Genomic DNA, 15432 nt, shown 5'->3' on the forward strand with positions numbered 1-15432 from the left:
ACTGCCATCTTACCAGTTTGTGTAAACGTTTACAATAAATTGGCATAGTCTTTCAATGACTAACTATGAGCATTTGGTTTGTTATAATATTCATACAAACAGGAGGTAAGAATCATGACGGCAAGTATTGATTACTGGATTAAAAATTTGAATTTAGTACCGCATCCTGAAGGTGGCTATTTTATTGAAACGACTAAAAGTGAACAAACTCTTACTTTACCCCAAGGAACCCGTGCGCTTTATACCTCAATTATTTTCTTATTGACCGCTGATAATCCCTCACACTTACATCGGCTAAAATCTGATGAAACTTGGCTATATCATGCCGGTGATCCACTTACAGTGCATTGCATTTTCCCTGATGGTCATTATGAAGGCATCAAAATCGGTCCTAATATTGAACAAGGCGAAACATTATCTTATACCGTACCGCATGGCACAATTTTTGGTTCTAGTGTCGATACTAGTTTTAGTATTGTCAGTTGTGTTGTTGCGCCCGGCTTTGACTACCATGATTTTGAACTTTTTACCCAGCAAGATTTATTAGCCAGCTACCCACAACACAGTGAAATCATCGAACAACTCGCGTATATAGAACTACCCAATAATTAATAAAAATGCTCTTTGGCAAACAACAAAGAGCATTTTTCAATCATATCAATTTTACTTTCTTCTTAAAGCTAATAAATCATGTGATAAATCAACCGTTTGTGCGTAAACACGTTTATATAGTTGATAATATTCATTATACTTAGCAACATTTTCTGGGATTGGCTCATAAGTTTTATCAAAACTCGTAAAGGTATTCGCAGCTTCTTGCACCGTATCGAACCATCCTAAACCAACAGCAGCTAAGATAGCAGCTCCCATACCAGGACCTTGTTCGTTCTTCAACGCAACAACCTTCGTATTAAAGATGTCAGCTTGAATTTGTAACCACAAAGATGACTTTGCACCACCACCGATAGCAACAACTGTGTCGAAATCTGAGCCAGCTTGTTCATAGATTGTAAACAAGTCTTTAAATGAATAAATTATCCCTTCTAACACGGCTCTAACAAAATCACCACGCGTTTGCGTACCATCAACACCAATAAATGAACCACGAATGTCACCATCCCCACGCTCACCAACAATGTATGGTGTGAACAACAAGCCATTTGCCCCAATCGTTGAGTCTTTGGCTAATGCGACCATCTCATCAAATGAAATATCACTCGCAAAGGTTTTCTTAAACCAAGACAAAGAATAACCGGCAGCTAACGTCACACCCATTGAATAATACTTTTCAGGAATCGCATGGTTAAAGAACGTCACCTTACCATGATAATCAACATCGGCATTATCTTCATATTTAAGTACAACACCAGACGTACCGATTGATGACATCACCATATTTGGTTGTAAGATTGCTGAACCAACGGCACCAGCAGCATTATCAGCAGCACCACCGATTACTTGCGTATCAGTTGATAGACCTGAGAATTCAGCGTATGCTTCCGAAATTGAACCAACATTATCAATTGATTGAATAATTTCTGGGAACATTTTTGCTGGTAGATCAAATGCTTCTTGGACAAATGATGACCATGTACCAGATGCGACATCTAACGCCACTGTTCCAGCAGCATCAGAAATTTCCATTTGCAACTTGCCCGTCATACGGTAACGCAAATAATCTTTTGGTGTCACAATCTTATTGATTCGGTCAAAGTTTTCTGGCTCATTTTCTTTCATCCATAGAATAGATGGTAAGGTAAATCCTTCTTGCGCTCGATTACGTGTTGTGGCAATAAAATCATCGCCAAGCGTTTCATTAATTTCTTTAACCTGCTTACTTGCACGCGTGTCATTCCATAAAATAGCTGGTCGAATAATTTTATAATCTTTATCCAACGCAACCAAGCCGTGCATCTGACCTGAAAAAGAAATACCCTTGATTTCTGCTGGTGTAATATGGTCATTCAAAATTAAACGTACAATCGCAACCGTTGTGCCACTCACCCATTCTTGTGGATTTTGTTCACTATAACCTGGTTTAGTCTGTAACAATGGATAATCATATGCCTCTTGGGCCACAATATTTCCTTGTCGATCAACAGCTGATACCTTAACGGCCGACGTTCCTAAGTCGACTCCCAGTACAACATTTTTTGTCATGATATTCCCCTTTTATAAGTAAAGCGCTTCAATCTATTACAAGATTGAGGCGCTTATCCGTTAACTCAATATTAGTTAAATGTTGGTCCTAATACTGAATAAATATAATTATTTAATGTTGCTTTAATTGCCTCAAGATGTTGTGACTCAACTTTATCAAAGATTTCATCATTTGTCTTATTTAGAATATAGTCTTCAAATGTCTTCAATGAGCCATGACCAGCTTCAAAATCGGCAAAGATTCCTTCATCAAATGAAGCATAACGATCACGCTTAATATTTTCTAGGTAGCCATCTTCATACATCTTCATTGCAACACGGAAACCAGCTGCGTAAGTATCCATACCGGCCATGTGTGCATAGAACAAATCTTCTGGCTTGAATGAACCACGACGTACCTTAGCATCAAAGTTTAAACCACCTTGTGGTAATCCACCATTCAAAATAAATTCGTACATAACAAGCGTTGCTTCGTAGATATCATTAGGGAATTCATCAATATCCCAACCGGTTTGCTTGTCACCCATGTTGGCATCAAGTGAACCTAGCAAACCAGCTTCACGGGCAAAGCGTGCTTCGTGTTCATATTTGTGACCAGCCAAGTAAGCGTGGTTACCTTCAATATTAAGCTTGAAATCATTTTCCAAGCCATAAGTTTGCAAGAATGAAATTGTTGTTTGAACATCGGTATCGTATTGATGATCCGTTGGCTCCTTAGGCTTTGGCTCTAACAATAATTGTCCAGTGTAACCAATTTCCTTAGCGTAATCACGGGCCATCTTGAAGAAAGCAGCAATATGATCAAGCTCACGCTTAGTATCTGTGTTCAACAATGATTCGTATCCTTCACGACCACCCCAGAACACATATGATTGTGATCCTAAGCGCTTAGCAATATCAAGTGAGTGCTTGATTTGTGCAGCTGCATATGCGAACACATCAGCAAATGGGGTTGTTGCACCACCAGCTAAGAAACGCTTGTCAGTGAACAATGATGACGTATTCCATAGTAACTTCTTACCAGTTTCCTTCATCTTTTGTTCAATCTTATCAACAACCTTATCTAAGTTAGCATTTGTTTCAGCTAATGTATTTCCTTGTGGTGCCAAATCACGATCATGGAATGCAAAGTATTCAAGTCCTAACTTGTCCATAAATTCAAACAAATAGTCAACTTTAGCTAAGGCATGATCCATGTCTTCCATATCATCAACACCATTAACATCCCAAGCACGAACAGCAGTTCCTTCACCAAATGGATCTACTAAACGTTGATCAAATGTGTGCCAATAAGCAACTGAAAATTTCAACCAATCTTTCATTGGCTTTGTTTCACCATTAATTGTAAATTCTTCATCCGGATTGTAGAAATTGTATCCTTTGCTTGAAAGGAAATCTAATCCTTTCTTACCCCCGATATAATTTACTTTCGGAAAATCGAATAATTCTGACATTTTTATTTCCCCCAAAAAATATAAAAATTTAACCTTTAATAGGTTAGTCTGTTTTTTGTACCAACCAACTTACAAACTATATTCTAGCCGTTATAAATTTATTTAGCAACCTTTTTGTTTTAAAAATTTCTAACAACAGCGATTACTTTTTAACTGTCTTAATTGAGAAGATTAAGATACCACCGATAATTGCGAAAACAAACGACAAAATGAATATTGCTGAATATCCAAATGTTGATATAACCATTGCTGCAATGACTGGTGCCAAAGCTTGTGTAACGGTATTTCCTAGATTATAAACACCTAGGAAAAAGGCAACACGATTTGGATCCGGAATAACTTCAAGATTTAACAAGTTATCAAGTGCATTCCAAACTCCCATACCGATACCAGCCATAAAACCATAAATAACAATTCCGACATCATTATGCAAAAGGAACATTGATAAGGCTCCGATTGCTAAAAAGATTGTCGATAACCCAATCGGCCATTTTAGTAATTTAAATTTATCAGCAAACGGACCAGCTAAGAATCCCATCAAAATACCAAAAATTAACATAATGGTATTAATTAATTGAATTGAAGTTTGAGTACCGCTTGAATTTTTACCGATGAAATCAGTCATGATATACAACAAGTAACCAGTTATAGCAAAATTACTAACACCTTGGAATAACTTCGCCATTAACGCAAGATAATAATCTCTACCAATTTTCCAACCAGGGAAAATGGCCAATATTTCATGCAATGATTTTTTAGCTTTAGTTTTATCTTCTGGTTCAGCTTCAGTCGTGTCTTCTACACCAACATTGGAAGGTTCCCGCACGATAAATACTGCAATCAACGTTCCAATAAAGGTCACGATTCCAAAAATTACGAAACCAAGCCGAAATTGTCCTAATAACATTGCACCGAAAATATTAAAGCCATTATTTCCTAGTGCCATTCCTAAGCCACCATAGGCCGACGAAGCTGTTCCTTTACCGTCCTCAGGTGCCATATCTAACCAGGCTACCATAGGTGCAACAATAAAATTCAAAGCAATTTGACCAAACATCCAGGTTCCTAACAATACCCAAATATTGGGCGCCATTGCTGATGCAATCATAGCCAACATGAATCCAACTGAACCACCAATAATCCATGGTGTTCGCTTACCATACTTGGAAACTGTTTTATCAGATAACATTCCTGCTACCATGTTTGACAATGCAGCGACTATCATAGCTGCCGTAGAAAACATCGCCATTAACTGGACTTTATGTGGCCCATCTAGTTCTTGCACCATCGCTGGTAACAACAAACTTGAAGCAACAACGTGTGGTCCCAACCAAGATGCTGGTCCAATAATTAGACCTGGTATTAACCTTTTTAAAGGTATTTCATTAATTTTCATTTTATCCCCCAATATTAATGATTTTTAACATAGTAAGTACTAAAGTCAGCAAATGCATCATGTTGATGAGCATCGACAACGCCAATGAAATTGAATAGACCAGTAAAACCACCAATTTCACCTGGTTCACCATTAACACCTTCATCTGAGAGGTAACTGACATCTACATTTGAAATAAGTTCATGCCATTCATCAGTTACATTTAACTGATAATATACAGTTGCTTCCCCAAAATTATAGATAATTTTCATTTTGACACTAGCTTGGTCTACCGGCACTTTATGATTAATAAATTCAATTCGTTCACCTAACTTTGCTTGCAAAATACTTAGTGTAGTTTGTTGCAATGATTCAGAATAATATAACCGGACAAAGAACCAATTATTTGAATCATAATACAAACCTAAACCAGCATTTTCAGAATAATGATCAGGGTTAAAAGATAATTCAGTTGTTACTTCATAATCCATTGAAGTTGCCCTAGTTGCCATAATATTAGGATGCATTTGTGAAAATAGTGAATTACCACCGTAAATACGCAAATTTCCTGGGTTGTCCGTTTGATTAGCCCAAGTCTTATCTGGTAAATGATATGGTGTCATAAAATGATCATCGACTGTTTCGCCTGCAAAATCAGCAATAAAATCCATGTTTTGTTGCTGACCAGTCTGAATACCATCCAAACCAGCAACTGTCATCTTTGCTAAATTGCTACCATCAGCCATTTCTAACCAGCCATCAGCATTCCAAACCATTTTCTGTAAACTTGTTTCGCGTCCCAAAGGATTTAATTTAGTCCCTGGTAATGGTCGTGACATCAAATGAGCAACATACCATTCGCCGGTTGGTGTTTCTACCAATGAGCCATGGCCTGCTTTCTGCATGACTGAATTAGGATTATACATCTGGAACTGGCCAGCATCCGGATCACCCAAAGAGAAGAGATGCTGTGGCGCAGATGTAATAATTGGTTCACCTGTTGGATTAGGTTCATATGGACCAAATATGTTTTTTGAGCGACCTATTTCAACATCATGTGCATAACCTGTACCACCTGCTGCAATGAGCAAGTAATAATAATTATTATGTTTATATAATTGTGGTCCTTCAGCCGCTCCACGTGTGGTGAAGCCATGTGTTATCCGATGCCAATCACCAATAATGCCACCATTTTCAAGATCAAGTTCAGCTATCACAATATGACCAGGTGCTTGATAACCATAACGAGACTCCCATTCTAGGATTGCTAAATAGTGCTTACCATCTTCATCATGAAAAATTGATGGATCAAAACCAATTGAGGTCATATAAATTGGCTGTGACCATGGTCCTTTAATATCTTTGGCCCACATGGCATATGAATCCGCGTTAAATTCACGGCCAGCCATATTTAACATATGGGAAAATGCTAACCAAAAACGTCCTGTATTTTTGTCATAAGACAAATTAGGTGCCCAAATACCGGCAGGCGTATTAGTACCCTGTAGGTTAATTTCATCATTTTTCAATACTTGACCAATCAATTCCCAATTTGCCAAATCTTTTGAATGGAATAATTGAATCGCTGGCATCCAATGAAATGTAGACGTTGCGATGTAATAATCATCTCCTACTCGAATAATCGATGGATCTGGTGCCATCCCTGGTATAATTGGATTTTGTATCATTGTCATTTTTTATCTCCCTCGTAACATTATTTGCTTTATCAACAATGAGAATATACAATGTAAGCGAATACATTAGCAACGAAATTCACACCACTTGAAATTATTGTCACTTTTTAGGTGAAAATCGTACCTTTTTTAATGAGGTGAAATTATGAGTATCAATGTACAGCACGAGAATGTTCAACCCAATCCAGATATTGACGTTAGATTTTATTATTCAAAGATGCTTGAGCCAGATTTTGTGCCTTTGCACTGGCATCGTAGTATTGAAATAATTTATGTTATCCACGGCGAATTAACTTTTTACGTTAATGGTGCTGAAACCAAAGTCACTGATGGCCAATTTTTCGCAATTCCATCTGGCGTAATTCATGCTGTGCGTAATCGTCCCAATGAAGCATATGTCCTACAAATTCCCATTAATTTTGTCGAAAAGTATTGGGCCAATGCCGAACAAACGATATTTAACTTAACGAAAGATTCTGCAGAATACCAAATTATCAAAGATAGTTTCCTCAAACTTGGGCAAATATATGCTGACAAAAATTCGGGCTATCAATTTCTTTTTCAAGCCAATATTTTGGTCTTGTTGTATTCTCTATTTGTTAAGTATGGTGAAGTCCAAATTAAAGAAAACAACCAAACCGATAGTCTTAAAGAAATTCTCCGTTATTTAAACCAACACTTTTCGGAAAAAGTTAACATTGCAGAAGTGGCGCAAATATTTTCATATAATCCAAATTACATTAGCAGATTGTTCAAACAACAAATTGGTGTCACTCCTGTCGAATACCTTTATCAAATTAGAACAAAGGCTTTTTATAATGATGTCACCCAAACTAATCAACCAATTCATGAATTATTAAGCAAAAATGGTCTCACGAATAAACGCTTAGCACTCAGATACTTTAAAGATTCATATGGCACAACACCCCTACAAGCCAGAAAAAAAGCGCAAAATAAAAGCGAGCGAGACAAAAGTCGTTTTTAAGCCGGTGTGTAACGTGATTTACACGATTTTTGACCGTAACAAAGCGAAGGCCATGAATAGTGTAAATTGCGTTACATTGAGGCTTCAGACTTTTGGAACGCGTTTATACTATAAAAATTATAGGCTTATAATTCAAATAATTTTAGCAAAAAGAGGTTGGAACATTTGCTTTTGTCCCAACCTCTTAAAATTTAATTCGAGTTCGTAGAAAATATTAAATTATAATCATCCAATCCTAGTATATGATGCGTGATAATTGAACAAGCACCTAACAAAGTAGCTAGATGGGAATGTGCCGTCATATATAATTTTGGCCCCATCTCTAACTCTGTGGTTGTTACCTGGATAGCTTTAAAAATATTTGGGATATCTTCCATCAACTGAGAATTGATGAATATTTTTTCTGGTGAAAACGATACTGCTGCATTAAAAATAACACGCGAAATTGCATCAATAAATGTATCGACTATTTTTTGTGTCTCCGCATCTTCATCCTGTAATAATTTTTCTAAGCCATCTCGATCTAGTCCATCAATATTTTTCTGCTTTTGTACCTTTTCAATAATCGCATCTTCGGAACAAAAATTTTCAACCTTATCAAAACGATATGGCGTACCTTCATTGTTATTTGTAAACATTAATGAACGACCAATTTCCCCCGCAGATCCTTTAAATCCATGGTATAAATCACGATTTAAAATAATACCAGCTCCAATTCCTTTATGAATACTGATACTTAAAATATTTTTTTCATTTTGAGCTGCATTAAAGTCTCGTTCATATACTGCAGACAAATTCGCTTCATTTTCTAAAATTACAGGTACCTGGTATTTATCTTTAAATCTTTCAGCTAAATCGACATCTTCAAAATCTAAAAATGGTGACTTTAAAATTTCATTATCATACACGATGCCATGCACAGAAAAAGCAATACCAAGTAACCCATTATTGGTTTCAATTTCCTTATTAATCAATTCAAACTGAGCATCAACAATATCCATAATGCTATAAATATTTCTGTCATTAATTTCAACTCGTTGATAATAAACGCTCTGACCATTTAGCAAATTAGCCATAATATGTAAGTGACGATAACCCATATCAATACTAACAGTGTACCCATACTCATCGTTCAATACGACTAAGGTCGGCTTACGACCACCTAACTTAGAAGCTTCACCACTACCAATCTCTTTAAGCAGTCCCTTCTCGTCTACTTCATTATAAAGTGAAGTAATAGATGACTTATTCATCCCCAAATTTCTCGCAATTTCAATTCTTGAAACTGGCCCATTATTTATGACTTGCTGTAACACAAGTTTCAAATTTCCCGTATGGAAAGATTCTTTTATTGTATTTTCATTCATTATTTTTCTCACTTCTAAATAATCTAAATCATTCCATCATTATATTACTCATATACCTATATTCAAACATAATCAGTACGAAAAAAACAGGAATAACCTTATATTAAAAAAGTTATTCCTGTATTAATTTTTATACTGATCATACTTAATTAGCACGAGCACGCATTGTCTCTTCAATTTCCTCTAGACTACGATTTCTTGTTTCAAAGACATACTTGTGTACGAACCAAAGCGCGATGAAGCAAAGAACACCATAAATCAAGAACAAACTTCCAGTACCAAAGAAGTCCAACAAAGTTGGGAATGTTAATGATACTAATGTGTTTGCTGTCCAATTAATAACACTGGCAAATGAATTTCCAAGACCACGAATATTAAGTGGGAATACTTCACCAATCATAACCCACATAACTGGTCCCCATGTACCAGAGAAGAAGGCAATATATATAGTTAACGCAATAACACAAATTACAGCGGCTGTTTGTGATTCACCTGAGAATTTCATCGCAATACTCATTACAAACAAAGAAATTCCCATGCCAATTGATCCAATATTTAGCATCTTCTTACGATCAATTTTATCCATAATTGCGACTGCCACTGCCGTTACGATAACATTAAAAATACCAATTCCAATATGAGCAATTAAAGCAGCTGAAACTCCAAATCCGACATCGGTAAAAATAGTTGGTGCATAATACAAAACAGTATTACATCCCATAATTTGTTGGAAAATAGCTAGTCCCACACCAATAACCAAAGCGGGACGGGTCATCTTACTAAACAATTCTGACCAACCACCACTTTTAATATTTGCAGTTTCATGAATATTCATAAGTTCTTGATCAACAGCTTTTTGATCTCCTTTATTCATATTCAACAAAACTTGTTCTGCTTCCTCTGCCTTATTAATTTTAACTAAGAATCGTGGACTTTCAGGCAAGAACAAACCACCGAAAAATAGAATTACTGCTGGAATTGCAGCAAATCCAAGCATCCAACGCCATCCGGTGTACATTCCTGAAAATGCATAATTTGTAACATAAGCCACAAAAATTCCAGTCATAACCATTAGCTGAAATAGACTAGACACAGTTCCTCTTTTTTCAGCGGGCGCTAATTCTGCAAGATAAGTTGGAATTAATGCAGAAGCTGCTCCAACGGCCATTCCTAATATAATTCTGGAAATAACCAAAGACCAAAATTCTGGTGAAAAGGCTGAACCAATAGCACCAATAAAGAATATTACGGCTGATAGTATCAATAACTTCTTTCGACCATACTTATCAGAAGAAGGTCCAATAACAGCTGCTCCAAGAATTGCTCCAACTAAAACAGCACTAACAATCCATCCTTGTTGCCAAGAATTTAAGCTCATTTGCTTTTGAATAAATAGAATTGCTCCCGAGATAACTCCGGTATCATATCCAAATAACAAGCCTCCCAAAGCACCAAAAAAGTAAATAAAACCTGTAGAAATACGTCGCATTTTTTTACTCCCCTTTATTAATGACGACTAATATATTATCTAATAAATTTTAAGTAAGTTGGTTTAATACACCAACTATTATAACATTTAAAATTAACTTTGCGCAAAATTATGTAAGCGTTTTAATACAAATAAAAAATCGGAGTTGATTTAAAAAATATCACTCCGATTTTATATAATTTTTTGATGTTACTTTACCTTTTTAATCATCATAATTAGGAAAGCACCAACAAAGCACATAATTCCTGCTGCCGGGAAGATAAGTCTGTAACCAGCATAGCCAACGATTGTTGAAGCAACAATCGGTCCCATTACTTGTCCAAGAGTGTTTGCTAAATTAACAATTCCCAAGTCTTTAGCTGAATTATCAGGATTTGGCAAAACACTGACGTTTAATGCCTGATCAACAGAATTATACATTCCTAGTGCAGCTCCACTAAGTGTAGCATAAGCAAACATTGTCCATACTGATGCTGTAATTCCTGGCATGATTAATCCAATACCCATTGCGATAGTAGCCATAGCAACAAGTAGTTTCAAACTATGGAATTTATCAGCCAATGGTCCACCTATTATTCCAAATACAACTCCGGTAATTAATAGGATAACCGACATAATTGATAAATTATGCGCTGCTCCTTCCGAAGATAATTTAATGTAGTCTGTGAAAATATATAGTTGGTATCCTGTAACTACAGATCCTGCACTTGAAAACAATAACTTTCCAAATATTGCAAGATAAAAGTCGCGAACATCTCCGTGAATTGGAAATGAGAATGCTTCAAGTAGTTCTGATCCGTGTAACTTCTTTGGCTTATCACCTTTATTACTCGTATCACCTATCAAAAATAGACTTAATAGGATGAAAACTACCTCGAATACGATAAAGACATAAATTCCTGCATTAATTTTAGTAATAAAGTTCGAGGCAATCAAAGTTCCCAACGGTTGTCCCATATTATTACCAACACCATAAAATGCCGAAATTGACCCACGATATTTTTCTGGCGCCTTATCAGCGATAAATGCGACTAGTGGTGCAACCATCATATTCAATGCAATTTGGTAAATTGCCCAGTTGGCGATTAAACCAGCTATTGTTGTTACTTTAGTCAAAAAGAAAAAACAAATGATAGTTGCAATCATTCCCATGAAAATCCATGGATTTCTTTTTCCCCATCGGCTAACTGTTCTATCCGATAAAGCTCCTTCAATAATGTTTGCTATTGTTGCAACAATCATTGCAATTGTTGCTAGCAAAGCAACTATTTGTACCTTATTGTCTGGAGATATTTGCTGTATTTTAGCAGGTAGTAACGTTGTATTGACTCCAAGGTAAGGAACCAACCAACCGATTACTCCAAATAGCAATCCAAATCCTAATTTAAATGGAAATTTGCTATTCTGCTCATTTTCTACACTATTTGTCATATCATTTCCTCATAGACCTTAATACATCTATACTTAATAATTACTAATTAACTTTCCCAAAGAACACTACTTGCAGCCTCTTTTGATGCAAATGGTCCTGGAATAGTTGAAACACCACGATGATTACCAAAGTAATCTTCATTAAATGTAATGCTTGATCCATCAGGCATTTCATATGCTTGTTCTGGTTCAAATGCTTTACCTAATGTTTCGGTTGTAATTACTTTAGTGAAGTAGTTCTCCATGAAATCATAAAGATTTGTCTTTAATGAAACATCCTTACCATCTTTTTCAGACAATTCAATATCAATAGAATCTTCAGTGTTAACTAAGTTATCGGTTTCCTTCTTCCATGGCAAAGCACCATTAAAGTAAACATTGCCTGAAGCCCAAATTGGCAAATGACCGAAATGAGCAGGTACTAGATCATCCATATCTGTTTCACTAGCAAAAGTACCGTCCATCTTAGCAAACTGAGCAGCCCACTCTTCGTAAGTTGGATACTCATCAAATCCATTTGTTCCAACTTGTTCAGTATCGCTAGCTTCACGATCTACCAATGACTCCTTACCTTCTGGCTCAACAGGCCAGTTTTGGACAAAGATATTATTATAGAAACGATCATCTCCGTGAAGAATAGTCATAAAGCCGGCAACTTCAGTACGATGATGAATATGATAAGGTGTGAAACGTGGTTGGTTAACACCATTAACAAAGAAGCTGGTATTATCCCCAATTGATGTAATTGAACCTAGCATCAAATTGTGAACACAAGCCACTCCTTGAGTAGCCAATCTTAATGATGCTTTCGATAACATCAAATTGTTATCAATCAAAGTAGGTCCATGACCAACCTCAACGAAAATATCTTGACTTTGCATTGCACCAGTAATTCGCTCAGCTGTACCTTCAGGAGCATAATTGTGATCCAATAAGTTTTGGGTCATTCTGGTTCCTTGAGCTTCCCAGTCTGTCCAAATTCCCATTGTGCAATCATAGATATGATTTCTACGCATAACAACATCAATAGCAGCATGTAGCTTAATTCCTGCAATTTCAGCACCTGCTAGCTCTTGCATATTATTAATATCATGAATGACATTATCTTCAATTAAGCTAAAGACACAGCCTTGACGTCCAACAATACCATCTTGCTCACAATGGTGAATATTGCAACGGCGCACAATATGGTGACCAATATTTTCTTTTAGCCAACCATGATATTGACCACGACTTACAGCATCACGTTCCATTTGAGTTGGACTCTTAACATGTCGGTACGTAAAGTATTGATCATTTTCAGGATCCTTGTACTTTCCTAGTGAAATTCCGGCACAACGACTATGACTAATCTCACAATCTTCAATAATCCAGCCCTTTGACCAGTGAGGACCAATCATACCGTCTTGATATGAAGCAGGTGGTGCCCATGTTGTTGCGGCTTTATTGATTTTGAAACCAGAAACCGTTGTATAGTTAACACCTGTTTCTTGAGGCATAAAGACTTCACGTCGAACATTAATTTCTACATCTTCATGATTAGGATTCTTTCCTTGGAAATTAGCATAAATAACTGTTTGATCAGTTTCAGTATTTTGTTCTGTGTACCACTTATATACTGACTTATCACGTTCCCAAGAACGTCCATATACATCTGCTTTAATACACTCATCTAACGTCACAGTTTCATAGAACTGCAAGTCATTCATATATACTGCCCCAGTATGTTTGTTAACTGGGCCAAAATACCAATCACCCATCACATATGTTGTGTATGGATTGTAACTACCAAACACACTATTATCGATGGTCGCTACCCAAACATCACCTTCATAAGGTTGCCAATAATCTACTTTTTCAGCACCAGTAATTGTTGCACCTAGTGGTTCTACACTACGGTACATAATTGGTGACTCCTCTGTTCCAGCATTAATTGGGTTAACATATTCACGATAAGTACCTGGATAAACTAAAACCTCATCTCCGGCTTTAGCAATCTTGGCGGCATCATTAATAAATTTAAACGGTGCATTCTTGCTACCATTTCCTTCAAACTTTTTATTTGCATCTACATAAATTTTCATATAAATACGCTCCCCTTAGTATATTCAATACATACTACTTTTTTGAGTTATAACACAAACTTCATTTTGTAACCGCTTACAAATTATATTATAATAAGTGTGAATTCTAATAACTTGAACAAAAATACTATTATTTGAATAAAAGGTTAGGGCACTATACATGGAACTTGAGCAAATATATATAAATTCATTGAACACATTAGCTATAAAAGTTGAATTAATACAAGGCAATTATGAAGTATGCTATAAAAAGGGTGATGTGCTCACAAACACTTATTTTTCAATGATTCAAAATTTACCTAAAGAAGAACATTTTAAGATTTTAAAACATGATTTTAATTTATATTCTTTTTATTTTCATGTTGATCGCTTTATTTATATTCTTGGTCCCGAGATTATTGAAACAGCCAGTACAAATGAACTACATCAAAAAAACGCTTATTTATCTGAAAATTTAAATACAGTCATTTTGAATAAAGCTAATTGTATTTATCAATTAATGTTGTTTAGTGATTTAATTGGTCTACCACTTAATAACGAACAAATTAACAGTGCATTTGAAAATGCACTCTACATGCCACACTTTCAGAGTGCTGTGTCTTATATCGATTTAAATGAAGAAGGCGCCCACATTAATCATTCTTATGAAATTGCTTTAAAATCAGCTGTTTTATTAGGTAATGACGTCCAAATTCATGATATATTTACAAAGCTAATGAACTCTGGAAGAATTGGTATTCTCTCCCGAGAAGGATCTGTTCGTAGTATTAAAAATTGGGGTATTATTATCATTTCTGTCATTCTACGATCAGTTATTGATGCGGGGATGGATTATGATATGGCGTATACACTTAATGATGAATATGTACGCAATTTAGAAATTCTGCCTTCATTTGATAAAGTCATTTCAGAAATAGAAATCAGTTTAAAAGATATGTCAAAACGTGTTCTTAATCTAAAGAATGAAAATCTTAGTAAAAATGTTCGACTAGTATATCAACACATAATAAATTCACCTGAAACTATGATTTCAGTGAGTGAACTGAGTTATCGTTTGGATATTTCTCCCCATTATTTATCAACAATATTCAAAAAAGAAATTGGACTTTCAATCCCGCAATTTAAAATATTAATTAAAGTTAACCGGGCCATTCAATTGATAATGACCACCAATCTTTCTCTTGCAACAATCGCAAATACTTTAAATTTTTCGGATCAATCCCATTTAACTAGAGAGTTTAAAAATAAGGTTGGTGTTGCTCCCAGTAAATTAAAAGAAAATCCGTATTTACTACGAAATTGGAATATTTATAATTTCATAAACATTAATGTTGGCTAGTTTTCTATTAAAAATTAAATCCAACACAAAAATAGACTGATGCCAAGATTTTTA

11 protein-coding genes are annotated in these 15432 nt (G+C 35.7%); 3 read left to right on the forward strand and 8 right to left on the reverse strand.

All coding sequences use genetic code 11. The features are described 5' to 3' along the window. Window positions 1–114 precede the first annotated feature (114 nt). Window positions 115–612, forward strand: coding sequence for a cupin domain-containing protein (locus ACSYSF_RS06715; RefSeq protein ID WP_489867258.1), 498 nt, complete (start codon window positions 115–117; stop codon window positions 610–612). A 51-nt stretch (window positions 613–663) separates the two neighbouring features. On the opposite strand, the gene xylB is transcribed toward ACSYSF_RS06715, so the two are convergent. From xylB to ACSYSF_RS06735, 4 genes are all read right to left on the reverse strand, one after another. Continuing rightward, window positions 664–2160, reverse strand: a complete 1497-nt coding sequence (xylB, locus tag ACSYSF_RS06720; protein WP_489867259.1) for a xylulokinase — start codon at window positions 2158–2160, stop codon at window positions 664–666. A 71-nt stretch (window positions 2161–2231) separates the two neighbouring features. Further along, entirely contained in the window at window positions 2232–3614 is a 1383-nt protein-coding gene (gene xylA / locus ACSYSF_RS06725; protein ID WP_489867260.1) for a xylose isomerase, read from the reverse strand. Window positions 3615–3756: 142 nt separating this feature from the next. Beyond that, window positions 3757–5010: an MFS transporter gene (locus tag ACSYSF_RS06730; RefSeq protein WP_489867261.1), complete on the reverse strand. Its 1254-nt coding sequence runs from the start codon at window positions 5008–5010 to the stop codon at window positions 3757–3759. A gap of 14 nt (window positions 5011–5024) precedes the next feature. Then, the gene (locus ACSYSF_RS06735; RefSeq protein ID WP_489867262.1) at window positions 5025–6683 is read right to left on the reverse strand and encodes a glycoside hydrolase family 43 protein; all 1659 of its coding nucleotides are present in this window, start codon (window positions 6681–6683) and stop codon (window positions 5025–5027) included. A gap of 145 nt (window positions 6684–6828) precedes the next feature. Here ACSYSF_RS06735 and ACSYSF_RS06740 point away from each other — a divergent pair, with 145 nt between their 5' ends. Next, complete coding sequence (locus tag ACSYSF_RS06740) at window positions 6829–7668, forward strand: cupin domain-containing protein (protein ID WP_489867263.1); 840 nt, start codon at window positions 6829–6831, stop codon at window positions 7666–7668. A gap of 191 nt (window positions 7669–7859) precedes the next feature. Here ACSYSF_RS06740 and ACSYSF_RS06745 read toward each other — a convergent pair whose 3' ends face one another. The 4 genes from ACSYSF_RS06745 to ACSYSF_RS06760 all read right to left on the reverse strand — a co-directional run bounded on the left by ACSYSF_RS06745 (window position 7860) and on the right by ACSYSF_RS06760 (window position 14039). Further along, window positions 7860–9035: an ROK family protein gene (locus tag ACSYSF_RS06745; protein ID WP_489867264.1), complete on the reverse strand. Its 1176-nt coding sequence runs from the start codon at window positions 9033–9035 to the stop codon at window positions 7860–7862. Between the two features lie 145 nt (window positions 9036–9180). Beyond that, on the reverse strand, window positions 9181–10524 hold the full coding sequence (locus ACSYSF_RS06750; RefSeq protein ID WP_489867265.1) for a sugar porter family MFS transporter: 1344 nt from the start codon (window positions 10522–10524) through the stop codon (window positions 9181–9183). A gap of 189 nt (window positions 10525–10713) precedes the next feature. Beyond that, window positions 10714–11955, reverse strand: a complete 1242-nt coding sequence (locus ACSYSF_RS06755) for an MFS transporter (protein ID WP_489867266.1) — start codon at window positions 11953–11955, stop codon at window positions 10714–10716. Between the two features lie 47 nt (window positions 11956–12002). After that, window positions 12003–14039: a right-handed parallel beta-helix repeat-containing protein gene (locus ACSYSF_RS06760; RefSeq protein WP_489867267.1), complete on the reverse strand. Its 2037-nt coding sequence runs from the start codon at window positions 14037–14039 to the stop codon at window positions 12003–12005. A 160-nt stretch (window positions 14040–14199) separates the two neighbouring features. Here ACSYSF_RS06760 and ACSYSF_RS06765 point away from each other — a divergent pair, with 160 nt between their 5' ends. Further along, complete coding sequence (locus ACSYSF_RS06765) at window positions 14200–15378, forward strand: helix-turn-helix domain-containing protein (protein WP_489867268.1); 1179 nt, start codon at window positions 14200–14202, stop codon at window positions 15376–15378. Window positions 15379–15432: the final 54 nt, after the last annotated feature.

The organism is Weissella sp. ESL1139, from assembly GCF_058506735.1.

Bases quoted from the DNA above. Each gene is read 5' to 3' on its own strand.
- ACSYSF_RS06765 (WP_489867268.1), top strand. From the start codon at position 14,200: ATGGAACTTGAGCAAATATATATAAATTCATTGAACACATTAGCTATA.
- ACSYSF_RS06715 (WP_489867258.1), top strand. From the start codon at position 115: ATGACGGCAAGTATTGATTACTGGATTAAAAATTTGAATTTAGTACCG.
- xylA (WP_489867260.1), bottom strand. From the start codon at position 3,614: ATGTCAGAATTATTCGATTTTCCGAAAGTAAATTATATCGGGGGTAAG.
- ACSYSF_RS06730 (WP_489867261.1), bottom strand. From the start codon at position 5,010: ATGAAAATTAATGAAATACCTTTAAAAAGGTTAATACCAGGTCTAATT.
- ACSYSF_RS06755 (WP_489867266.1), bottom strand. From the start codon at position 11,955: ATGACAAATAGTGTAGAAAATGAGCAGAATAGCAAATTTCCATTTAAA.
- ACSYSF_RS06745 (WP_489867264.1), bottom strand. From the start codon at position 9,035: ATGAATGAAAATACAATAAAAGAATCTTTCCATACGGGAAATTTGAAA.
- ACSYSF_RS06735 (WP_489867262.1), bottom strand. From the start codon at position 6,683: ATGACAATGATACAAAATCCAATTATACCAGGGATGGCACCAGATCCA.
- xylB (WP_489867259.1), bottom strand. From the start codon at position 2,160: ATGACAAAAAATGTTGTACTGGGAGTCGACTTAGGAACGTCGGCCGTT.
- ACSYSF_RS06750 (WP_489867265.1), bottom strand. From the start codon at position 10,524: ATGCGACGTATTTCTACAGGTTTTATTTACTTTTTTGGTGCTTTGGGA.
- ACSYSF_RS06760 (WP_489867267.1), bottom strand. From the start codon at position 14,039: ATGAAAATTTATGTAGATGCAAATAAAAAGTTTGAAGGAAATGGTAGC.
- ACSYSF_RS06740 (WP_489867263.1), top strand. From the start codon at position 6,829: ATGAGTATCAATGTACAGCACGAGAATGTTCAACCCAATCCAGATATT.